The 22,785-nt window shown below is 73.1% G+C and carries 17 protein-coding genes; 12 read left to right on the forward strand and 5 right to left on the reverse strand.

Features of this window, described 5'->3' with window-relative positions; translation table 11 throughout:
• Positions 1-135 precede the first annotated feature (135 nt).
• Positions 136-288 (reverse strand): hypothetical protein, encoded by a 153-nt coding sequence (locus tag ABZX90_RS02785; protein ID WP_351119397.1) that lies wholly within the window; start codon positions 286-288, stop codon positions 136-138.
• 267 nt (positions 289-555) lie between these two features.
• On the opposite strand from ABZX90_RS02785, the gene ABZX90_RS02790 reads away from it, so the two are divergent.
• The 10 genes from ABZX90_RS02790 to ABZX90_RS02835 all read left to right on the forward strand — a co-directional run bounded on the left by ABZX90_RS02790 (position 556) and on the right by ABZX90_RS02835 (position 13,677).
• Positions 556-1,533, forward strand: coding sequence for a DUF3068 domain-containing protein (locus ABZX90_RS02790; RefSeq protein ID WP_351119399.1), 978 nt, complete (start codon positions 556-558; stop codon positions 1,531-1,533).
• A gap of 260 nt (positions 1,534-1,793) precedes the next feature.
• Positions 1,794-2,945, forward strand: a complete 1,152-nt coding sequence (locus tag ABZX90_RS02795) for a glycosyltransferase family 4 protein (protein ID WP_351119400.1) — start codon at positions 1,794-1,796, stop codon at positions 2,943-2,945.
• Complete coding sequence (locus tag ABZX90_RS02800) at positions 2,942-3,838, forward strand: class I SAM-dependent methyltransferase (protein ID WP_355201036.1); 897 nt, start codon at positions 2,942-2,944, stop codon at positions 3,836-3,838. The genes ABZX90_RS02795 and ABZX90_RS02800 overlap by 4 nt, the downstream gene beginning before the upstream one ends.
• Positions 3,835-8,661, forward strand: coding sequence for an alpha-(1->3)-arabinofuranosyltransferase family protein (locus ABZX90_RS02805; protein ID WP_355201303.1), 4,827 nt, complete (start codon positions 3,835-3,837; stop codon positions 8,659-8,661). The genes ABZX90_RS02800 and ABZX90_RS02805 overlap by 4 nt, the downstream gene beginning before the upstream one ends.
• On the forward strand, positions 8,658-10,238 hold the full coding sequence (locus ABZX90_RS02810; RefSeq protein WP_355201038.1) for a condensation protein: 1,581 nt from the start codon (positions 8,658-8,660) through the stop codon (positions 10,236-10,238). Before ABZX90_RS02805 ends, ABZX90_RS02810 begins: the two co-directional genes overlap by 4 nt.
• Positions 10,235-11,068, forward strand: a complete 834-nt coding sequence (locus ABZX90_RS02815) for a methyltransferase domain-containing protein (protein WP_355201040.1) — start codon at positions 10,235-10,237, stop codon at positions 11,066-11,068. The genes ABZX90_RS02810 and ABZX90_RS02815 overlap by 4 nt, the downstream gene beginning before the upstream one ends.
• A 15-nt stretch (positions 11,069-11,083) precedes the next feature.
• Positions 11,084-11,989 (forward strand): hypothetical protein, encoded by a 906-nt coding sequence (locus ABZX90_RS02820; RefSeq protein ID WP_351119777.1) that lies wholly within the window; start codon positions 11,084-11,086, stop codon positions 11,987-11,989.
• Complete coding sequence (locus tag ABZX90_RS02825; RefSeq protein WP_355201042.1) at positions 11,986-12,213, forward strand: Trm112 family protein; 228 nt, start codon at positions 11,986-11,988, stop codon at positions 12,211-12,213. The genes ABZX90_RS02820 and ABZX90_RS02825 overlap by 4 nt, the downstream gene beginning before the upstream one ends.
• Complete coding sequence (locus tag ABZX90_RS02830) at positions 12,210-13,145, forward strand: FkbM family methyltransferase (RefSeq protein ID WP_355201043.1); 936 nt, start codon at positions 12,210-12,212, stop codon at positions 13,143-13,145. Before ABZX90_RS02825 ends, ABZX90_RS02830 begins: the two co-directional genes overlap by 4 nt.
• A complete protein-coding gene (locus tag ABZX90_RS02835) occupies positions 13,051-13,677 on the forward strand; it encodes a hypothetical protein (protein WP_355201045.1) in 627 nt (208 codons plus the stop codon). Before ABZX90_RS02830 ends, ABZX90_RS02835 begins: the two co-directional genes overlap by 95 nt.
• 78 nt (positions 13,678-13,755) lie before the next feature.
• On the opposite strand, the gene ABZX90_RS02840 is transcribed toward ABZX90_RS02835, so the two are convergent.
• From ABZX90_RS02840 to ABZX90_RS02850, 3 genes are all read right to left on the reverse strand, one after another.
• Positions 13,756-14,634 carry a hypothetical protein gene (locus tag ABZX90_RS02840; RefSeq protein WP_355201047.1) on the reverse strand — a complete coding sequence of 293 codons (879 nt, stop codon included), beginning with the start codon at positions 14,632-14,634 and terminating at the stop codon, positions 13,756-13,758.
• Positions 14,635-14,790: 156 nt separating this feature from the next.
• Positions 14,791-15,432: a toxin-antitoxin system, toxin component family protein gene (locus ABZX90_RS02845; protein ID WP_355201049.1), complete on the reverse strand. Its 642-nt coding sequence runs from the start codon at positions 15,430-15,432 to the stop codon at positions 14,791-14,793.
• Positions 15,429-15,722 (reverse strand): hypothetical protein, encoded by a 294-nt coding sequence (locus ABZX90_RS02850; protein WP_355201050.1) that lies wholly within the window; start codon positions 15,720-15,722, stop codon positions 15,429-15,431. The genes ABZX90_RS02845 and ABZX90_RS02850 overlap by 4 nt, the downstream gene beginning before the upstream one ends.
• Positions 15,723-15,961: 239 nt before the next feature.
• Here ABZX90_RS02850 and ABZX90_RS02855 point away from each other — a divergent pair, with 239 nt between their 5' ends.
• Entirely contained in the window at positions 15,962-17,533 is a 1,572-nt protein-coding gene (locus ABZX90_RS02855; protein ID WP_355201052.1) for an acyl-CoA synthetase, read from the forward strand.
• Positions 17,526-18,926: a carboxyl transferase domain-containing protein gene (locus ABZX90_RS02860; RefSeq protein WP_355201054.1), complete on the forward strand. Its 1,401-nt coding sequence runs from the start codon at positions 17,526-17,528 to the stop codon at positions 18,924-18,926. Before ABZX90_RS02855 ends, ABZX90_RS02860 begins: the two co-directional genes overlap by 8 nt.
• 160 nt (positions 18,927-19,086) lie before the next feature.
• Here ABZX90_RS02860 and ABZX90_RS02865 read toward each other — a convergent pair whose 3' ends face one another.
• Complete coding sequence (locus ABZX90_RS02865; protein ID WP_355201056.1) at positions 19,087-22,725, reverse strand: S8 family serine peptidase; 3,639 nt, start codon at positions 22,723-22,725, stop codon at positions 19,087-19,089.
• Positions 22,726-22,785 lie beyond the last annotated feature (60 nt).

The following is a 22,785-nucleotide window of genomic DNA, read 5'->3' on the forward strand; positions in this document are numbered from 1 at the left end:
CGGAAGGGCGGCCTTGCCCGGACTCCGCTTCGTCGGGGTCTCCGCGCGCCCCCGGTTTCTCGGCCCCGCTCGGCCAGGAGGGACCTTCGTCCTCACGCGACAGCGCCGGCCGTGCGCCTCTGCGGCTCGGCACGGTCAGCGCTCCTGGCCGGCATTCTGGTAGGTGATCAGCGGCGTGTTCGGCTGATCGGGGGTCGCGTCGAGCAGCGCCACGATGCCGAGGGCGGCACCCACGGCGAGTGCGGCGGCGACGGCCACGGTGAGTGCGGCGGCGAGCAGTCTGGACATCGCAGGGTCAGCCTCTCTGTCGGAGGTCGTCCCCACCCCGGGACCGCGCGGCCACCGGTCGAGTGGTCCCACGGACACCGCCCACGCCGGCCCCGCCCGGCAGGAGCCAGTCTCGACAATGCATTGACACTCCGTCAAGGGTGCGCCTACGGTTCCCGGCCCATACCGCACGTGCACTTTCTCCCTCGGTGTCGACGCATCCGTATCACCTCGTACCACCAGATATCACCTGTGCGTCGAGCCTCCTCACGCCCCTGGAGTGCCCGGATGCGCCGGAAGTTCTCACCCGTCTCCCTGATCCTCGTCGGCCTCGGCACCTTCCTCCTCGTGCTGGCCCCGATGCTCGTCTGGTACGTGGAGCCACGTGCCGCCGTGAACCCGATCGACATCGACACCACCGCCGTCTACACCGGCACCGGCAGCGTCTTCGACGTCGACAAGGTCGAGACCGTGCCCGGCCAGAACATCACCGTCACCCAGGTGGTGCGCGGCGACGTCGCCGACAGCGAGCGCAGCGGGAAGGCCGTCTGGGACGTGACGACGACGGTCGACACGGACCGGTCGCTGCCCGCGGCCGACCCGCACGACGCCCTGGAGTTCACACCGGGCCGCTGGGTCACCGACCGGAGGTCCAACGAGCCGGCGCACTGCTGCCAGGAGAGCCCGTACTACGAGGGCGAGGCCTATCTGAAATTCCCCTTCGACCTGCGCAAACGCGCCTACCGCTGGTGGGACAACTCCCTCGGCGCGCCCGTCACCCTGCACTACAAGGGCACCAGGAAGATCCGCGGGTACGAGGGGTACCGGTTCACCGGAACCGTCCCCGCCACCCGGACCGGGACGCGACTGGTGCCGGGCGCGATCGTCGGCGAGCCGCAGCGCAGCCAGGTGCTCGCCGAGGAGTGGTACGCCAACCACCTCATCGAACTCGTCGCGGACCAGCGCACCGGACGGGTGATCTACGCGCAGGTCGGCCCGCGCAAGACACTGCGCGCCCCGGGCGGCGAGAAGGACGCGGCGGTACTCCTGGACAGCCGGAAACTGGCCTTCACGGCCGCGACCCAGCGTGACCAGGTCGAGCAGGCGAGGACCGAGAGCGGTCAACTGCGTCTTCTGGGGGAGACGTTGCCGATCGGTGCCGGTGCGTTGGGATGCGTACTGGCCCTGGTGGGTGGCGTTTTGATGGTACGAGGGCGGCGTGGTCCCGATTTGCCGGAGTCGTCCCCCACTTCTCTCACGATGTGATGTGCCGTCAGCTCCACAAAGCCCCGAAATTGTCACTCCGGTGAGTAGCCGACGCGAACGGCTCGGCGAAAACTGTCCAACCCCACCCGAACACAGCCCGTCCACAGCCCCGTTACAACAAGCGCCCGCGTCCCCCACGACCGGGCGGACCCCCCGGCGTCACTCACAGAAAGCACTCAAGCCCGCACGATCACCGATGATCCGCACCGCGTCCCACCCCCCACACTGAGTTCCGCACCCCGAGACGAGTTGGAGCACCCATGCCCCAGCACGTGCCGTCCCCGCTGCGCACCGCGTCCCCGCGCTCCGCGCAGTACCCTCCGGCGCTTCCCCCACACCCGCGCCGCATCGTCTTCCTCGCCCGCCGTGATCTCGGCAATCCCGCGGCGGGCGGCTCCGAACTCCTCGTCGACCGGCTGGCCGAAGGACTGACCCGGCTCGGCCACCAGGTCACCCTGCTGTGCGGTGGCCCCGCGTCCTACCGCGACTACCGGGTCGTCTCGGCGGGCGGCGACCTGGGCCACTTCCTGCGCGCCCGCCCCGCCTTCCACCGTCAGGTCGGTGACTGCGACCTGCTCGTCGAGGTGTGCAACGGGCTGCCGTATCTGACACCCCTGTGGCACCACGGCCCCACGCTGTGCCTGGTCAACCATGTGCACACGGATCTGTGGACCATGCGGTTCGGCGGACCGCTGGCGCCCGCCGCCCGGCTCGGCCGAAGACTCGAACACTGGGCGCTGGCCGGTGCGCAGCGCGGCAATCTGCTGGTCGCCGTCTCTCCGTCGACGGCGCACGCCCTGCACACGATCGGGGTCGAGCGGGACCGCATCCGGGTCGTGCACAACGGGGTCGAGGAGCCGGGGCCGCGCGCCGCGCGCTCGCCCGAGCCGCTGTTCGTGGCGGTGGGGCGGCTCGTGGAGTACAAGCGGATCGATCTGCTGCTGCGGCTGTGGGAACGGGTCCGCCCGGTCACCGGTGGCCGTCTGGTCGTCATCGGGGACGGCCCCGAGCGGGCGCGTCTCGAACAACTCGCGGGCCCTGGAGTCGAGTTCACCGGCCATGTCTCCGAGGCCGAGAAGCACCGGCTGCTCTGCGCCGCCTGGCTGCTGCTGCACCCGTCGGCGGTCGAGGGCTGGGGGCTGGTGGTCACCGAGGCGGCCGCGCGCGAGACCCCGGCGATCGCCTTCGACGTACCCGGACTGCGGGACTCCGTCGTGGACGGCGAGACGGGGGTGCTGGCCCGTGGCGAGTCCTCCTTCGCGGCGGCCTGGTGCACCCTTGCTCTGTCCGCCCACCGCCGCGCCCTGCTGGGCCGGGCCGCCCGCGACCGCGCGGCCCGCTACCGCTGGCACCACACGGTCCGCCGGTTCGAAGCGGTGGCCGCGGAGGCGGTGAGGGGCTGGGCGCCATGACGGGCGCCGGGCGCGCTGGAGCCAACGGGTCCGCCGGTGACGGACGGTCGGCGAACGGCAAGCGGAAACGTTCCGGTACTGACGCCGGCACGGGCACAGGTGCCGGGACTGGTACCGGTCCTGGTGCCGACACCGGTCCTGGCACCGGCACCGGCACCGGCACCGGCCTCAAGGATCCCTCCATACGCCGGTCTCTCGCTCTCTTCCGGGCCTTCCTGCACGAGCAGGACGACCCGGAGTCCTGTTACGCGCTGCTCGCCCGGGACGCCGCCGACCAGGTCGAGGCGGCGTACGGCGCCGTCGAAGGCCGGACCGTCGTGGACATCGGGGGCGGCGGCGGCTACTTCACCCAGGAGTTCCGGCGGCGCGGCGCCCACGCCTATCTCTTCGAGCCGGACATGCGGGAACTGGGCCCGAAGCCGCCCGAGTCGGCCGTCGTCGCGGACGGCTATCTGCTGCCGCTCGCGGACGGGGTCGCGGACGTCTGCTTCTCCTCCAACGTCCTTGAGCACGTGGCCGATCCGCAGACGTTCCTCAGCGAAATGGTCCGGGTCACCCGCCCGGACGGACTCATCTACGTGTCCTTCACCAACTGGCTGTCCCCGTGGGGCGGTCACGAGTGGGCGCCCTGGCACTACTTCGGCGCCGAACGGGCTCGCGCCCGCTACCGGCGCCGTACCGGAAAGCCCGCGAAGCACACCCTCGGCGAGAACCTCTTCGCCGTGCACATCGGCACCACTCTGCGGCAGGTCCGCGCCCGCGACGACATCACGGTCGTCTCGGCCCGTTCCCGCTACTGGCCCTTCCTCGCGGAAGCCGTCGCCAAGGCGCCGGGGCTGCGCGAGTTCGCCACCTGGAACCTTCTCCTCATCCTCCGGCGGTGTCCACCATGACGAGCACGGTCCAGGCCCCTCCCCCGGCAGCCGTCCGCCCCGCCACCGGCACGTCCGGCCCCCCGGAGGGGCCGCGCTCCCGGCGCTGGCTGCTGGGTTTCTGGGCCGTGGTGTTCGTGCTGTTCCTGGCCGTGCACCCCGGGCGCACGACGTTCGACACGAAGCTCGGTGTCGCGCTCGACCCCTGGCAGTTCCTCTCCGATCTGGGCCAGTTGTGGCACGACCGGGGCGGCTTCGGCGGCCTCCAGGACCAGTACGTCGGCTACGCCTGGCCGATGCTGCCGTACTACGGCCTGTGCCGGCTGGTCCACCTCCCGGTGTGGCTGGCGGAACGACTGTGGCTGTCGGTCATCGTGTCCGTCGCGTTCTGGGGCGCGCTCAGGCTGGCCGAGCGGCTGCGGACCGGCAGCGGCGCGTCCCGTCTGCTCGCCGCCGTCGCGTACGCGCTGTGGCCGGTCTTCACGATCGTGGTCGGGTCGACCTCGGCGGCCGCGCTCCCGGGCGCTCTCCTGCCCTGGGTCCTGCTGCAGCTCACCGACGAGCGCCACAGCGCCCGGATCGCGGCCCTGCGCTCGGCGCTGGTCGTCCCGTTCATGGGAGGGGTGAACGCGGCCGCGACCCTGGCGTCGCTCCTCCCGGTCGGGCTCTATCTGCTGTCCCGCCCGCGCGGGCCCCGGCAGCGCAAGCTGATCGCGTGGTGGGTGCCCGGCGTGATCCTCGCGACGGCCTGGTGGTGGATCGCACTGCTGCTGCTCGGCGCATACGGCGAGAACTTCCTTCCTTACATAGAGACTTCGCAGACCACGACCGCGACCATGTCGGCCACCGAGTCGCTGCGCGGCGCCGGCAACTGGGTGGCGTATCTGCACTTCGGAGAGGCCTGGCTGCCGGCCGGCTGGTCCGTCGCGTCCTCGGTGATCGTGATCGTCTGCTCGGCGCTCGCGGCGGGACTGGGCCTCGCGGGCCTGGCGAGACGTGACATGCCCGAGCGGCGCTGGCTCGTGCTGACCGTCCTGTCGGTGGCACTCATCACCCTTGCCGGGTACGGCGGTTCGTTCGGAGCGCCCTTCCACGGCGTGGTCCAGGACTGGCTGAACGGCCCGCTCGTCCCCTTCCGCAACATCTACAAGTTCCAGACGGGCCTCGCGCTCGCCCTCACCCTCGGTCTGGCGCATCTGGTGGGTGTCGCGGCGCAGACGCGCGGCGCCCGTCCGGTGCGCGGCCGGCGCTTCGCCCCGCTGATCGCGGCGGTCCTCGTCCTGCCCGGACTCGCCTGGCCCTATCTCAACGGGTCGATCCTGCAACCGGGTTCGTTCCAGGAACTCCCCCGGTACTGGCAGACCACCGCCGACTGGCTCCAGAAGTACTCGCCCGACTCCCGTGCCCTCGTCGTCCCCGCCACCGCGCACGGCATCTACACCTGGGGCTCCCCGATCGACGAGCCCCTCGACGTGCTCGCCGACTCCCGCTGGGCCGAGCGGGACTACGTCCCCTTCGGCACCCCGGGCAACCGGCGCGCGATGGACGCGGTCGAACAGGCCCTGCTCACCGGCGGCGACGTGCCGGGCCTGGCGGACTATCTGAGCCGCGCCGGCCTGTACTACGTCGTCGTCCGCAACGACCTCGACCCCGACCAGATCGGCTATGTGCCGACCACGACCGTGCGGCGCACCCTGGAACAGTCCGGCTACCGGCGGGTCGACGGATTCGGGCCTGTCATGACCGGCGGGCGGATCGCGAACGACACCCCGATGCAGGTCGAGGGGCTCTATCCGCGCCGGCGCGCCGTCGAGATCTACGAGCCGTCCGATCAGGGAGTGGCACGGCCGGGGCAGGCCGGACTGAAGCCGATCGCCGACACCGCCGTGGTCTCCGGCGGGCCCGAATCGCTGCTGCCGCTGGCCTCCGACCCCTCGATTCGGGGCCGCGCCGCCGTGCTGACCGGCGACAACCATCCCGGTCTCGGAACACCGCCGGTGCAGGTGGTGGGCGACGGGCTGCGCCGCGCCGACACCCGCTTCGGCCTGGTCGACGCCAATACGTCGTACACGTACACGCGCGACCAGCGCAACGACAGCGGCAGTGTGCAGGACCCCGGCGGGAGGCCGCGCCAGATCCTTCCGGCCGAGGGGGTCACGCACCAGACCGTCGCGGAGCTGCGCGGCGCCCGCTCCGTCACGGCGTCGTCCACCGGCAACTGGCTGTTCCATCTCCCGCAGTACGACCCGGTGAACGCCTTCGACGGCAACCCCGACACGGCGTGGGCCGAGGGCGCGGCGGGCTCGGCGAACGGCCAGTGGCTGCGGATCCGCTTCGACGGCTCCGTGGACATGCCCACCTCCTTCGACGTGATCCCGCTGCCGCAGGACGGTGTGCGCTCGGCCGCGACCCGGGTCCGGATCGAGACGGAGAAGGGTTCGGCCACCAGCTACCTCCGGCCGAACGGCATGAAGCAGTCCGTCAAGGCCCGCCCCGGGTCGACGAGTTGGCTGAAGATCACGATCATCGGCTCCACCGCGCGGCACGCCGGTCTGACCGGCGCGGGCTTCTCCGAGATCGACCTGCCCGACGTGCGCGTGACCCGTCTGCTGAAGCTCCCCACGGACGCCTCGGGTTCGGACGCCTCCTCCGAGATCGTCTCCCTGCACCGCTCCACCGACCCGACCGGCCTCTCCCCGACCGGGACCGAGGCGGGCCTGCACCGTATCTTCTCCACCACGACGTCGGGGACGTACACGGTGAGGGCGAACGCCGTCCCCGTGCCCGGCGAGGAACTCGACAAGCTGCTGTACGAGGTCGCGCCCGAGCAGCAGAACCGGATCACGGCGACCGCGGACTCGACGGCGAAGCTGGGCGCGGGCCTGTCCGCGCGCAACCTCACCGACGGCGACCTGACGACGGCGTGGATCGCGGGCGGCAACCCGACGATCCATCTGAGCTGGCCCGGCAAGCAGCCCGTCTCGTCCATCGTGCTGGCCCCGGCGGGGGGTCTGTCGACCCGCCCGACGAAGATCGACATCAGTTCCCCGGACGGCGCGGCGATCGTCGGGGTCGACGAGTTCGGCTGGGCCCGCTTCGACCCCATCACCACCGACCACCTCGACATCACCGTCACCGAGACAGCGCCGCTGACCGTCCACAACCCCGTCGCCGGAGCCGACCTGCAACTGCCGGTCGGCCTCACGGAGGCGTACATCCCCGCCCTCGACCAGTACCGCACCCCGCAGCCGGCCGGCACCCGCCCCTTCTCGCTCCCCTGCGGGAAGGGTCCGGTCGTCGCGGTCGACGGGAAGCTGTACGAAACGAGCGCGAAGGGCACGGTGCGGGACCTGGTGGAGCGCCGGGCCGTCGAGCTGACACTCTGCCAGGAAGGGCGCTCAGCACCCGACTTGCAGCTTCCCGAGGGATCCCACCGGGTCGAGGCGGGCGACGGCGGACCGCTGGCCGTCACGGACGTGACGCTGACCCGCGGCACACCGGCCGAGGCCACCGACTCGGGCCGGGCCCTGAAGATACGGGACTGGCTGGGCGACCGCCGCGAGGTGACGGTCGGCGCGGGCGCGGCCTCGTACCTGACGACGTACGAGAACTTCAACGACGGCTGGAAGGCCACCCTGGGCGACAGAGAACTCACGCCGGTCCGGCTCGACGGCTGGCAGCAGGGCTGGCGGATCCCGTCCGGCGCGGGCGGCACGGTCAAGCTGTCGTACGAGCCCTCGACGACGTACGAGGCCGGGCTGATCGGCGGCGGGGTCGCCGTCGCCGTCCTCGTGGGCCTCGTCGTGTGGCGCCGCCGGTCGCCCAACCCCGACGAGCCGCAGCCGGTGCCGCCGCTACCCGGGATCTGGCTGGGTCTGGTCGCCCTCACCCTGGTCGGCATCCTCGTCGCCGGCTTCCTCGCCCTGCTCGTCCCGGCCCTGGCCCTGCTCGCCCGGCGCCGTCACACGCTGCTCGTGCCGATCGCGTTCCTGGCGCTCGCCGGGGCCGGGATCGCCGCCGCGACGGGCGCCGCATCGCCGGTCTCGGCGGACACGGGGGCCTTCGGCCCGGCCGCTCAACTCCTCGCGCTGATCGGCCTGTTCGCGGGTCTGGTGAGTGTGCGGGAACCCGGCGGTCCGGGGGTGACCGCCTCGCCGGGCTGGTCGCCGCCGCCCGACGCGTCACAGACACCCACGGCACCGCTGCCGCACCGGGTACGCGGCGAGACCCGCGGACCGGGAACCCTGCCGGCCGGTTTCCGGGCACGGCGGGGCGCCGGACCGGCGAAGGGGGAGGCACGCTCGGCACGCTCGGCGGATCCGGAGGCCGGTGCGGCGGGCCACGAGGTCCCTCCGGCCGGGCGGGGGGCCGGTGCGCCGGAACCTGGTGTCCGGCCGACGGAGCGGGAAGCGGGGGCGGCCGAGCCCGGGGGCCGGACGGCGGAGAAAAAGGCGCGCTCGGCCGATCCCGGGGCCGGGGCGGCGGACCACGAGGCCCCTCCGGAAGGGCAGGGGGCCGGTGCGCCGGGACGTGGCGGTCGGCCGACGGAACCCGGGGCCCTTCCGACGGAGGGTGAAGCCCGCGCCGAGGAGCCGGGGGGTAGTGCGGCGCGAGGCGGGGCGGGTGCCACGGAGCGGGGTGCCGGTGCGGCCGGGGACGGGCCCCGGGATGCCGTGCCCGGTGCCGGGGTCGCCTCCGGGCCCACCATCTCCGCTCGCGGGCCGGGGTCGGCCCGGACCGAACCCGATCCGCCGACCGCGCGGATCGCTTTCCGCAAGCCGAGGTTCCGGGCGACGCCGCCCGAGGAGCCCCGGGACGACGCGGGGAAGGACACGACGGCATGACCACGGTGGAGCATCCGGCACGGGACGGCACCGGCCCTCCCGCGGGACCCCCGGTACGCGTTCCGTTCCCGGTGGTGGACGAGGTCGCCCGGCACTGCCTCCAGGAGGAGGAACCGGAGACCGTCCACATCGAGGTCCACCTGCCGGGCCGGCTGGACCCGGCCCGCCTGACGGCCGCGTTCACGCAGGCCCTCCGCCGCCATCCGCGCATCCTGATGCGCGAGGCCCCCGGGCCCTGGTACCGCCGCCGCTACGAGTGGGAACTGACTCCGGAGCCGGACGTGCGGGTGGTGTCCTTCCCGCCCCCGAGCCGGGACGCCCTGCGGACCGCGCGGACCAGGGCCCTCCAGGAGGCCCCGCCCCTGTCGGCGTCCCCACCGATCCGCCTGGAGGTCGTGGAGGGGGCGGGCCCAGCGCTGGGGAGCGAGGCGACGGACGCGGCCGGCGAACCCGGCCCCGAACGCACCCGGGACGACAGCCGCGGCACCCTTGACGGCAGCCACGAGCACACCCCGGACGGCATACTCGGGCCCGCCCGCACGGCCACTCCCGAAGGCGCGGCGGCCGAAAGGGCAGGCGGCCCGGCCCGCACGGTCACCCCCGAGAGCACGCGCGCGCCCGCCCGTGCGGTCGCCCCCGAAGGGGACCGCGCGCCTGCCCGCGAGGGCACTGGCACCGTCCTGTTCCTCACCATCAACCACACCGCCCTGGACGGCCCCGCCTGCCTCCGTGTCCTCGCCACCGCGGCGGAGCTGTACGGGGGCCGGGACAACACCCCCTCCGCCCCGCCCGTGCGCACCCCGGACGCCCCGGAACCGGGGCACGGCAACGCCCCTTCCACCTGGATACCGCCCGCCCGAGTCGCCCCCGGCCGTCCCGAGGCCTCCCCCGGCAACGGCCTGATCGTCACCGAGCTCGGCGTGCCCCGCCGTCCCAAGGGCTCCCCCTACACGGTGAACGACCAGCTCATGGCCGCCACCGCGCTGACGGTCGCCCACTGGAACAGGGAGCACGGCGCGCGCCCCCGGCCGCTGCGCATCACGATGCCGGTCGACGACCGGCCGCGCGGCGCGGACATGCCGATCGGCAACGGAACGCGGCTGGTCGAGGTGACGTTCGCCCCCGAGGAGGTGGACGCGTCCCGGATGGCCGAGCTGCTGCGCCGTACGGCCATCCGCACCCGCGCCCTGAAGGCCGCCGAGCGACCCCAACTGGGTCACGGCGCCGCCCTGTTGACCGCACCGGTGGTGCCGGTGGCCTGGCGCGCCGCGGTCACCCGGGGCCTGCGCAGGGCGGCCGGATCCTGGACGTCGACCGTCCTGCTGAGCAACATCGGCCGGATCCCGTACTCGCTCGACTTCGGCGAGGAGGCGGGCCGCGCCCACGCGGTCTGGTTCTCGGCCCCGGCCCGCACGCCGCGCGGACTGACCGTCACGACCGCGTCCACCGCGGGCCGTCTGCACGTCGCCCTGCGCTGGTCGCGCAGCCTGCTCGGGCACGGCGACGGAGCCCACCTCCGCGACCTCTTCGAGCACTACCTGCACGCGACCGAGGAGAGGGAGGCGACCGGCGGATGACGACCGGCGCGAAATCGACGAGAACCACTCGGCAATCCCAGCCCACTCAGTCCACGCCGCCCACCCCGTCCAGCCCGTCCACCCCGATCACGTCGGCCACCCCGACACCGGGTGTCCGTCGGGGACTTCGGGACTTCTACGAGGACCCGGCCGTCCCCGTCGCCTCCGGCACCCCGCGCAGCCTGCGTCAGGCGCGGATGCTGGCCGCGGCGCTCGGCCCCGCCACGGCGGGCGCCCGGACCGTCCTCGACATCGGCTGTGGCGACGGCACCGCCGCCGCGACCGCCGCCCCCTTCCTGACCGGGCACCGCGTGGTCGGCGTCGACTGGTCGCAGGACGCCCTCAGCCGTGCCCGCACCCGGCTCCCGTACGCGATTCGCGGCGAACTCGCCGACGGGGGACTGCCGTTCGCGACGGCCACGGCGGACGCGGTGCTCTTCAGCGAGGTCGTCGAGCACCTCGTGGACCCGGACGGCGCCCTCGACGAGATCCGCCGAGTCCTGCGCCCCGGCGGCCACTTGATGCTGTCCACCCCGAATCTCGCCGCCTGGTACAACCGTGGCCTGCTGCTCGCCGGCGTCCAGCCCGTCTTCTCCGAGGTGAGCCTGCGCGCCGTCCACGGCCGTCCGGGGCGGGAGGTCGTCGGCCATCTGCGGCTCTACACCGCCCGCGCCCTCAGGGAGTTCGTGGCCGCCTCGGGCTTCGAGGTCGTCCGGCTGGCGGGCGCGCCCTTCCACGGCGTACCGCGTCCACTGCGTCCGCTGGACCGGCTGGCCTGCGCCGTGCCGTCCCTGTCCTCGATCCTGCTCCTGCACGCCCGAAGGACGTAGCCCATGTGGTGGGGAGTGGCCGCGGCCCTGCTGGCGAATGTCCTGTACAGCACCGGATTCGTCCTGGAGAAGCGCGCGTTGGCGGCCCTGCCCGAGGTGGACATCCGCCGTCCCGCCCGGCTGCTGCGCCTGGTCCTCGGCAGCCCGCTGTGGATCGGCGGCTCCCTCGCGCTGGCCTCCGGGTTCGGCGCGCAACTGGCCGTGTACCGCACCCTGCCGATCGCCGCCGCCCAGGGGATCTTCGTGTCCGGGCTCGTCCTCCTTGTGCTCCTGTCCTCCCGGCTGCTCGGCGAGGAGACGACGGGCCGCGAACGGTACGCGCTCGGCGCGATCCTCCTCGCCCTGCTGATGGTCGTGCTGTCCCTGCGCGAGGGCTCCGACACGGTCAGCCGCAGCGCTCCGGCGCCGCTGGTCCTCACGGTCTGCCTGCCCTCGCTCTCGCTGGGCGTATGGCTGTACGGGGCCGCCGAGCGCCGCTCCCGGCACCGGCACCGCATGCCCACCACCGGCGTCGAGTACGGCGTGGCGGTGGGCCTGCTGTACGGGGTGAGCTCACTCGCCATCAAGGGGGTGTCGAGCCATCTGACGACCCGTGACCCGGGCGCCGCGCTCGTCGGCCTGCTGCGCTCCCCGTACCCCTATCTCCTGCTCTTCACCGGCGCGTTCGGTCTGGTCATGTCGCAGGCCGCGTTGCAGCGCTGCCGGGCCTCGCTGATCGTGCCGGTCTGTACGACCGTGACCTGTCTGTTCACGGCGGTGCTCGGCACGCTCACGTTCGGCGAGGCGCTGCCGCACGAACCGGTCCGGCTCGCGCTGCGGCTGTCCGGCACCGTTCTCGCGGTGGCCGTGCTGCTCGCCATGCCCAAGCATGACGAGGCGCCTCAACCCCCCATCGGCGCCAAGGAGTTGACCCCACCATGAATCCCGACGACCCCCTGCTGAAGATCCTGGCCTGCCCGCTCGACAAGGGTCCGCTGCATCTGCTGGTCCCGGACGAGGCACTGTCCTCCGGGGAAGCGCTCTACAACCCCCGCCTGCGCCGCCGATACCCCGTCGTGGACGGCATCCCGCAGTTGTTGCCGTCCTCCGGGGAGCAGGTGACGGAGGACGAACACCAGGAACTCCTCAAGCGGATGGCCCCATGACCGGATCCGCCGAAGGCCGTGCCTCCAGGACCTTCGCCGCCCGCCTCGCCCCCTTCCTCCCCACCCGCGTGGTCGCGGCCGCCGCCCGGTTCGTCTATCCGCGCTTCGAGCCCGAGCTGGCCCGGCTCGCCGACCTCTGTCCGCCGGACTGCGGCACGGCGGTGGACGTGGGCGGCTGGTACGGCCCCTGGACATGCCGCCTCGCCCCGCGGGCCCGCCGGGTGGTGACCGTGGAACCGGTACCGCATCTGGCCCGTCTGCTGTCCTCGGCCGCTCCGGGCAACGTGCGCGTGATCAGGGCCGCCGCCTCCGACCACCGGGGCACGGCCCGGCTGTGGCTGCCCGTGGACGACTCGGGCGACCGGGGTGTGTCCTCGCTCGTCCGCCGGGACATCCACGCCCGCGCACTGGAGGTGCCTTGCCTCACCCTGGACAGTCTGGGCCTGCGTGACGTCGACTTCATCAAGATCGACGTGGACGGCAACGAGCCGGCGGTGCTGCGCGGTGCCCGGGACCTGCTGGCCCGCGACCGCCCCGCCCTCTTCATCGAGCTGGAGTCCCGGATCCAGCCGGTCGCCCCGGTCGTCGCGCAACTCGCCGACCAGGGGTACACGGGCTGGGTACTGCCCCACTCCGGCTGGGTGCCGCTCGCCTCCTTCCCCCTGGAGGCGCACCAGGCGCAGAGGTCGTACGTCGTCTCGCAGGGACTGTTGCGCCGGGTGCTGCCGCCGCGCGGCCCCCGGTACGTCAACTCGGTGCTGTTCCTGCCGGACGGCCGCCGTCCGGGCGAGAGCCGGGTGCGCGAGAACCCGGTGCACGAGAGCCGGGTGCGCGACCATGGACCCCATGCCGGCCAAACGCCCCGCCACCCCCTTCACCCCGATCGACTTCCAGATGGTCCTGCTGCGCCGCATGGCCGACCACAACCCTGACCTGGTCGAGGACGCCCGTCACGAACTGGGCGTGTCCATCGCCGACATGCGCGAGGCCAACCGGCGCTGGCAGGCGATGCTGCACGCTCCGCGTTCACGGTCGGCCGCCTCCCGCTACCGCTCGGTCCTCGGTGCCCCCGAGTCCGCGCGGGAGCGCCGGATCGGCGATCTGACCTGCGAGGCCCTGCAATGGCCCGTACCCCTCTGGCCCGATCTGCGTTTCGAGGTCCTTCTCGTCCCGAACGGCGTCGCCTGGAACGAATGGCTGGTACGGGCCCCGGGCGCCCCCGTCCCGACGCTGGAGACCCTGGAAGACCTGGCGCCCTGGTGCTGCACGGTCGACGAGGCGGCCCGCGCCTTCGCCCCCGCCCGGCCCCTGGAGGGCACGGCCCCGACCCGCTGGGGGCTGGCGTTCACGGCGCCGGACGCGTCGGGCGTGCCTCACGCGTGCGCGGCGGAGTTCACCTGGGGGCTGCTGCAACGGGTGGCCGTCAAGGGACCCGTCCCGACACCCCCCGAGAAGTCCGGGTAGGAGTCCGGGTACGAGTCCGGCTAGGCGTCCACCGAAAAGTCGACCGAAAGCCCGCGGAGGAGTCCGCCGACGAGACACTCAGAGGCCGACGGCGGCCTTGAGGATCTCGTCCACGACGACGGGCAGCGACTCCGGGTGCAGCCACAGGAAGAGGTTCGGCTCCACGAGCTCCAGCTCCATCACGCAGGGCTCGCCGTCGTCGCCGTCGACGAGGTCGACACGGGCGTAGAGCACGCTGTCCGCGCCTCCCGGCACGACGGCCAACGCCCGTTCGGCAACGGCCTGTTCCGCCACGGTGGGTTCCCAGACCTCCAGTCGCGGGTGGGGTGTCTTGTCCCCGTCGTAGGGCGTCCCGGGCTCCAGTACGGCACCCTTGCGGCTGGCGTGCAGAAGCCGTCCTCCGAAGAACTGGAGCGCCCGCTCACCCCCGGCGTCGATGCTCCTCACGTACGGCTGGACCATCGCGGTCAGCCCCTCGGCGTGCATCCGCGCGAGCTGCCGCCGGGCCGTCTCCCGCTCCTCCGGCGTGTACCGGGCGGCGTAGCGCGCCCCCGCCCCCGCGGTGGGCTTCACGACGAACTCGTGATCGCCGGGCAGCTCGACGGGATCGCCCGGCGCGAGATACCGGGTCGGGATGACCGGCACCCCCGCGTCCGCCAGGTCCCCGAGGTACCGCTTGTCCGTGTTCCACCGCACGACCGGCGCCGGATTCAGGAGCCGCGTGAGCCCCGCGCACCGCTCGGCCCACCCCACGAACTCCGCCACCCGCCGGCTGTAGTCCCAGGTCGACCGGATCAGCGCCAGGTCGTACCCCGCCCAGTCCGCCCCGGGATCGTCCCAGTGCACGATCTCCGCCACCGCCCCGGCATCCTTCAGAGCCCCCTTCAGCACGGGCAGATCCCGGTCCGCGCCGGGCTCCTCGCCCGGGTCGTACGTGACGAGCGCGATACGGGCCACGACGGCCTCCAACCTCGTACGACACCCGCGTACGACCACGGACGCACCCCACCGGCACGCCACCCGGGACAATCCCGCCGCAGGCTAACAACCACCCACGACTCCGGGCCAAGCCAATATTGACCTTCACCAAAGGGCAGGGCCCAGCATCGGTGGTCAGTCCCGTGGGCCGCGGTAGCCGAGGGAGGTCTGGATGGCGCGGCTGACCGGGTCCACGGGGCCGTTGGTGGCGGGGCCGGTGATCCAGGAACGGAAGACGCTCGCCAGGTGCAGGCCGAAGGCCTCGGCCTGGGCCTCGTCCGCCTGGCGTGATCCGTTGCGGGCGGCGACGGTCAGGGCGACCTCCCGCCGGAACGGCACCGGGGCTCCGGGATCGCGCCAGTCGGAACGGTCCGAGAGGGCGGCACGTGCGACGGCCGTCGCGCCGTCCACGTGGTGGTCGCGATGCCCTTCCCTCATGTGCCACAACTCATGGCCCAGGATGACGAGTTGCTGCACCGTTTCGGCACGCTCCTCGACGATGACGAGGTCGAAGTCCTGGAACTCCATCCACAGGCCGGTGACTTCGATCTCGTCGGGGAAGCGCTCGAAACGGAGCTGGACGGGACGGCCGGCCCGCCGTCGGCTCATCTCCTCGCAGAGGGCCTGCGCCAACTCCCGTATGTCGACGGGTGTGTCGATCCTTCGCCGGAGCACCTTGCCGAGCTCCACCGCGAAGGCCCGCATCTCGGAACCGGCGCCGCGCGGACGCAGTGCCGCCAGGAGCCTTCCGACGGCGGCGGCCGGCTTCGTCGTCATCGATCGCCCTCCTCGCCGCCCAGCACGACGTGCTGGAGGGAGGGGCGCCTCCCGCTCTTCGCGAGGTACACCTCGTACGGCGCCCGCCCACGCCCCCGGACGCCTTCGTCGACCCGGCCGTCGCACGACGCCCCGCCCGCCGGCAGTACCCGGACCCGCTGCTCGGGCAGGGCCGTCCGGTACGGCAGGGCGCGGGGGTCGAGGACGTCGCCCCGGTCGAGGCCCTGCTCGGCGATCCGCGCGTCGAGGCGTTCGAGGGTCTCGGAAAGGGACGGCGGGGACTCACTCACCAAAGGGCTCCCGGCAGTTGACTCATCAAGTTGTCGCGCGTCGCCGACACTACGTGGCCGGGTCCGTCCACGCCACGGTTCCCGAGCGATCGCTCCCGCTTTCGGAACGATCCTTACGACGCCTGCGCTCCCCCTCCACGTGCTCGGCGCGGACGAACGGCCGACCACCCGCTCCAGGAGTCTCATCGTGTAGGAAGAGCCTGTCCCTCCCGATGAAGTCCTCTCGGCAAGGAGTCCCCGTGTTCTCCCTCTTCCCGGCCCTGGTGAGCGGTTCGGTCGCGGACCGGTCCGCGCTGCGCTTCGGTGATCGGTCCCTGACGTACGCGGAGCTGGCCGCCTCGGCGGGAGCGCTGGCCGCACGCCTCGACGGAGCCGGAAGAGTCGCCGTATGGGCGACGCCGACCCTGGAGACGGCCGTCGGCGTCGTCGCCGCCCTGCTCGCCGGGGTGCCCGCCGTGCCGCTGAACCCGAAGTCGGGGGAGGCGGAACTCGGCCACATCCTCGGCGACAGCACACCGTCCCTGGTGCTCGCGGCCGGCGGGGACCACCTTCCCGCACCGCTCGACGCGTTGGACCGTATCGACGTCGAGATGTCCGGCACCGGAGCTGACACCGCGCCCTCCGGAACCGGCACCGGAACGGACACCACGTCCTCCGGAACCGGCACCGGAACGGACGCCACGCCCTCGGGGCCGGTCGGCTCCCCCGGCGGGGTCACCGACCCCGCCGCCCCCGCCCTCGTCGTCTACACCTCCGGCACGACCGGTCCGCCCAAGGGCGCGGTCATCCCGCGCCGGGCGATCGCCTCGACCCTGGACGCGCTGGCCGACGCCTGGCAGTGGACCGGCGACGACGTGCTGGTGCACGGCCTGCCCCTCTTCCATGTGCACGGGCTGATCCTCGGCATCCTGGGCCCGCTGCGGCGCGGCGGGTCCGTACGGCACCTGGGCCGGTTCAGCGCGGAGGGCGTGGCGCGGGAGCTGAACGACGGGGCGACGATGCTGTTCGGGGTGCCGACGATGTACCACCGGCTCGCCGAGGCACTCACCGAGGACCCCGGGCTCGCCGAGGCGCTGGGCCGGGCGCGGCTGCTCGTGTCGGGTTCCGCCGCGCTGCCCCTGCACGACCACGAGCGGATCACGGCCGCGACCGGACGCAGGGTCGTCGAGCGGTACGGCATGACGGAGACCCTGATGAACACGAGCGTGCGGGCGGACGCGGAGGGCCGGCCCGGCACCGTCGGCGTGCCGCTGCCCGGCGTCGGCCTGCGGCTCGTCGAGGAGGACGGGACCACGATCGCCGGGTACGAGGCCGACGGCACCCCGACCGGGGCGCACGACGGCGAGAGCGTCGGCGAGATCCAGGTGCGGGGACCGAACCTCTTCACCGAGTACCTGAACCGGCCCGACGCCACCGCGGCCGCGTACACCGCGGACGGCTGGTTCCGCACGGGGGACATGGCGGTCCTCGACCCCGACGGCTCGGTCCGTATCGTCGGCCGCAAGGCCACCGACCTGATCAAGAGCGGCGGTTACAAGATCGGCGCGGGTGAGATCGAGAACGCGCTCCTCGAACACCCCGGCGTGCGCGAGGCGGCCGTCGCCGCGGAGCCCGACCCCGACCTCGGAGAGCGCGTCGTGGCCTGGATCGTCCCGCTCGATCCACAGGCGCCGCCGCCCGCCGACGAGTTGGCCGACCACGTGGCCCGCCGCCTCGCCCCGCACAAGCGGCCACGCACCGTGCGTTTCCTGGACACGCTGCCCCGCAACGACATGGGCAAGATCCTGAAGCGGGCGCTGCCCCGTGACTGAACGGATCTCGGCCCGCGAGGCCATCGCACTGGTCACCGACAGCTTCGCCGAACTCCCTCCCACAAAAGGGGATTCCGGTCCTGACGGTCCGCTCTCCTGGAAGGGCTACGACGACGCACGGGCGCGAGCCGCCGCCCGCACCGGCGAGCAGGAGTCCGTCGTCTGCGGGACCGCGACCTTCGGGACGGCGAGTTTCGGCACGACGATCGACGGCAGGGCTCCGCTCGGACCGGTCACCGCCGTCCTCATCGCCTTCGAGTTCGGCTTCCTCGGCGGTTCCCTCGGTGAACGCACCGGTGACCATCTGGAGGCGGCCTACGACTACGCCCGCACACACCGGCTGCCCGTCGTCTCGCTCGTCGCCACGGGCGGCAGCCGGATGCAGGAGGGCATGCTCGCACTGACCCAACTCCAGCGGGTGGCACGACAGTCGGCGTTGACCCGGGAGGCGGGGCTGGCCCAGATCGCCGTCCTGCGGGACCCGACGACCGGCGGCGGCTGGGCCACGCTCGGCGCGGGCGCCGATGTGACCCTGGCGCTGCCCGGCGCCCAGGTCGCCTTCGCGGGCTCCCGGGTCCGCCCGCCCGACGCGGACCCGGCCGCGTACACGGCCGAGGCGCAGGTGGCGGCGGGGTCGGTCGATGCCCTCGTGCCGCAGGACGGGATGCGGGAGACGCTCGCCCTGTGGCTGGATCTGCTCACCCAGCCCTCCGCCGGGGCCGCGCCGGTCCTGCCCGCGCCCGTTCCGCCCGCGCTGGGCGCGACCGACCTGCCCGCGACCGGCTGGGACGCGGTGCAGCGTGCCCGCGCTCCCGAACGGCCTCGCGCGGACGCCTACTTGGACGCCTGTTTCAGCCGCCGGGTGGCGATCGGCGGGGACCGCTCGGGCGGCACCGACGACGGCGTGCTGTGCGGCTTCGGTCGCGCGCACGACGGGCGAACCATCGCGTACGCCGCCCAGCGCGGCACCCCGACCCGCCCGGCCGGTTACCGCACCGCCGCCCGGCTGCTCCGGCTGGCGGGCCGGCTCGGCATCCCGGTCCTGACGCTGGTGGACACCCCGGGCGCCGCGAACGACGCCGACGCCGAGCGGCAGGGGGCCGGTGCGGCGATCGCCGACCTGTTCGCGGCGGTGGCCACCGCCCGTACGCCGGTCACCACGCTGGTGATCGGCGAGGGCGGCTCGGGCGGCGCGCTGGCGCTGGCCGCGCCCGGCAGCACCTGGGCCACACCGGACAGTTACTTCTCCGTCATCGCGCCGGAGTCGGCGGCCGCGATCCTCAAGCGGCCCGCCGACGAGGTCCGGGCGACCGCCGCCCAGCTCCGGATCCGGCCGCAGGACCTGCTGGACCTGGGAGTGATCCGGGGCATCTCGGAGCGCGGCGGAGCGTGAACGGACGGCGGCCGTCGGCTCCTCCCTCCCAAGAGGAACCGACGGCCGCCCACTTCAGGGACAGCCCCTGCGGTGGCCGCCTGTTCCGGGCGGCGGACCGCACGGCGGCCTCCCCGGGCGGCGGGCCTCCGTGTGGAGGGAGCCGCCGCCCGGTGGCCGGTCACCGCACGCCCACCGCCCGGATGATCTCCTGGCCGACCGTGCCGCCCTGGTCGTCACGGGCGGAGGCGCGCAGGGACACGAAGGCGGCGCCGTGCGGCACGCTCAGCGTGCCCTTCCAGTGCGCTTTCGCGCCCGTGAGCGGGACCGTCTTCCAGCTCTTCCCGTCGTCGTAGGACACCTCCAGCCTTCCGCCGGCGATGGTGCCGGTGTCCGGCGCGCCCTTCACGTACTCGGCGTAGAGGCTCACCTGCACCCGGCCGCCGCGCACATCGCCGGCGAGGTCGGTGTCGAGGTCGAAGCCGAGGTTGAGGAGCGGGAGGAAGGTGTAGTGGTCCTCGGGGGTGGCCGCCGAGCGGACGGTCCACTCGGTGTGGCCCTTGGTGGAGAGCTTCCAGCGTTCGGGGTCGAGGGTGGTGTCCGTGACGACCTTGTAGGTGTGCTCGTCGGCGGGCGCGTCCCACACGTATCCGGCGGAGCTCTCCCCCCGGTCCACGAGGACACCGTCCTGGTAGACCTCGGTGAACTGGGTCATCCCGGTGTCGTCGCTCCACACATCGCCGAAGCCGGTGTGGTCGGGGCCGGAGTCGCCCCAGCCGGGGGTGTTGAACTGGATCTGGTTGCCCGCGCGTTGCTGGCCCCAGCCGAGTCCGGTGCCGAGCCAGGGGTGCCAGACGGGCTTGAACCAGTTCAGGGTTTCATGGGTGCCGCCCCGGTAGGGAACCAGTCCGCTGCGCTCCTCCAGCGTGCCCTCACCGACGTACACGGATTCCGTCCAGGTCTGTCCGGTGCCGGTGGAGACGTAGTCGGTCCGCTCGGCCGGGTAGTCGATCCTCTCCTGGAACCCGAGGCCGATGGGGAAGGGGTCGGTCATCGAGTATCGGAACTCGCTGCCCTGGACGGGCTTCACGGCGTGGAACCTGGTGTCGAGCACGGCCAGTTCACGGTCGGTGGGCCGGTAGGTCAGGTTCCGGTCCGGGACGGCGTTCTTGTGGCCCTGCGAAAGGTCGTACACGTAGGGCGTGTTGCGCGTCCCGGTCATGTCGACGGTCCGGGTCGCGCGCAGTCGTGCCGCGTCGGCCGCGTCGACGGTGGCGATCTGCAGCGGCCGGTTCTCGTTGTCGTCCGTCCCGAACCAGGCGTTGAGGCGTCCTGCCGTGTCGTCAGTGACGAACAGCGCCTTGGCGCCCGCGTCCTGGGCCGCCTGGGCGAGTGCGGCCGGTTCGGCGCCGTCGGTGAGCCGGGCGAGGACGGCCTTGCCGCTCACTCCGGTGAACGGCCCGTCCCCGACGTCGACCAGCGGCAGCCTGCTGCGGCCCTCGATCAGGGTGCCGCCCGGCTGGGCGAGCGCCTCATGGACGCCCTGGACGTCGAGGAGCGGCTTACCGAGCCGCCACACGGTCCGGTAGTCGAAGGTGCCCTCGGTGACCTTCCGGGTCGGCGTGGCGAAGATGCTGTCGTACTTGACGGGCACCTGGACCGCGCCGAACAGGTCGGAGCCGCCCGCGTTCCGGTCGTACTCCATGAGCAGTTGGCGGGTCTCGGTGCGCCGGGCGACCTTCGCGCTGATCTCTCGCAACATCCGTCCGTCCAGGGTGACTTCGCGGTCCTGGTCGAGCGTGATCTGGGGTGCGGCGAGGAAGCCGAGGCCGAGCGAGTCGGCGCCGTGGCTGCCGCGCACGTCGAGGAAGGACGTGAGGCTGTACGTGCCGGGCCGGAGCCGCAGTCTCAGGGTGCCGGAGTCGCCGACGGACGCGGAGTACGGGTCGACGTCCCGTGCGAGCTGCTGCACGGCGAGGTCGGCGGCGGTCGGGTCGCCGTCCCGGTCCTTGACGTGCACCGTGAGCGTGTACCGCTCCGCCTCCTTGACCAGCCCGAACGCGGTGTGCGCGACCGGCGTTCCGCCCACCGACGCCACGATCCGCCCGGAGGTGTTGCCCACCGGCGCCTTCGAGCCGTCGCCGGTGACCGTGGTGGACGCGGTGCCGTGCGCGGGCACCGTCAGCGTGGTGTCGGCGAGGGTGGCGACACCCTCGCCGGCCCCCTCCGCGGCGAGCGTCAACTCCACCGCCGCGTCGGAGGAGTTGGTGTAGGTCACTGTCCTGGTGACGGGCTCGTTGTCGTCGTACGGCCAGTCGTGGAAGCCGAGGTCGGCACTGCCGGTGGCGGTGACCTTCGCCGCGATCGCGTCCGGAACACTCACCCGGCCGGAGCCCAACTCATAGGCGGAGGCATCGAGTTGTTTGGACGTCGACATCAGCGCGTCCTTGAGCCGGGCGCCGGTCCAGTCGGGGTGTTCCTCGGCGAGCAGCGCGGCCACGCCCGCGACGTGCGGTGTCGCCATCGACGTACCGCTCATGGAGGTGTAGTAGCCGCTGCCGTCCACGAGCCCGGAGCGGGCGGCGAGGATGTCGACGCCGGGGGCGGAGAGGTCGGGCTTGAGCGCGTTGTCGCCGTAGCGCGGTCCGGCGCTGGTGAAGTACGCGGCCTCGTCGGCGGAGTCCACCGCGCCGATGGTCAGGGCGGAGTCGGCGGCGCCGGGCGAGCCGATGGAGGAGGGGGCGCCGGTATTGCCGGCGGCGATGACGAAGAGGGCGCCGGTCTCCTTCGAGAGGGTGTCGACGGCCGCGGCCATGGGGTCGGTGCCGTCGCTGGCCTCGGTCGAGCCGAGGCTCATGGAGATCACCTTGGCGTGCACGTCGCGCGCGGCCCACTCCATGCCGGCGATGATCTGCGACTCACTGCCCGAACCCTGGTCGCTGAGCACCTTGCCGACGGCGAGCGTGGCCTCGGGCGCGACCCCCTTCTCCGCGCCGTCGGAAGCGGCACCGCTGCCGCCCACGGTGGAGGTGACGTGCGTGCCGTGCCCGTTGCGGTCGGCGACCTCCTGCCCGTCGATGAAGCTCTTGGTCTGCGCGACCCGGCCGGCCAGATCGGGGTGGCCGGTGTCGACGCCGGTGTCGAGGACGGCGACGGTCACGCCCTTGCCGGTGAGCCCGGCCTCCCAGGCCTTCGGCGTGCCGATCTGCGCGTTGCTCTCGGCCATGTCCGCCTCGACGCGACCGTCGAGCCAGACCTTGGCGACCCCCTCCTGACGGGTCATCGCCCGCCAGAAGGTCCGGCCCTTGTCCGCGTCGACGGCGGCGCCGCGGATGCTCGTCAGCGAACGCGTCCGCTCGGCCCCGCCCGGGACCGTGGCGCGCGCCTTCGGGTCGTACGTCACGATCAGCGGCAGCTCGCCGGTCTTCTGGTCGGTGAGCCCCTGGCGTATCAGCTCGCTCACGTCGAACAGCCGCCGGTCGAGGGTGCCCGCCCGCAGATACGGCAGCGCCTCGTCCGGTACGACGGTGACGGCGCCCCCTGCCACCTGGGTGCGCACGGCTCCGGTGGCCCCCCGGGGACGTACGACGGAGACGGTCTTCTTGCCGCCGCCGACATCGGTCACGGTCACCTTGTCGCCGGTCACGAGGGTGACGGTCCGGGCCGCGGAGGCGGCTCGCGTCGACGCCGGGGTGCCGGTGTCGCCGGTCTCCCCGGCGCTCCCGGCGGCGAGCGCGCCCGCCCGGCCCATGGGCAACAGGGCGAGCACGAGCCCGGCCGACAGCAGCGCCGCCGGACGTCTCACTGGTCCTCTGGTCATTCGTGCCCTCTCTTCGTCGGCCGTACCCGCGCCGGGCAGGGGTGGCGCCCCGGGGCTTGC

This window comes from Streptomyces sp. NPDC002935 (assembly GCF_040611295.1).
Taxonomy (GTDB): domain Bacteria; phylum Actinomycetota; class Actinomycetes; order Streptomycetales; family Streptomycetaceae; genus Streptomyces.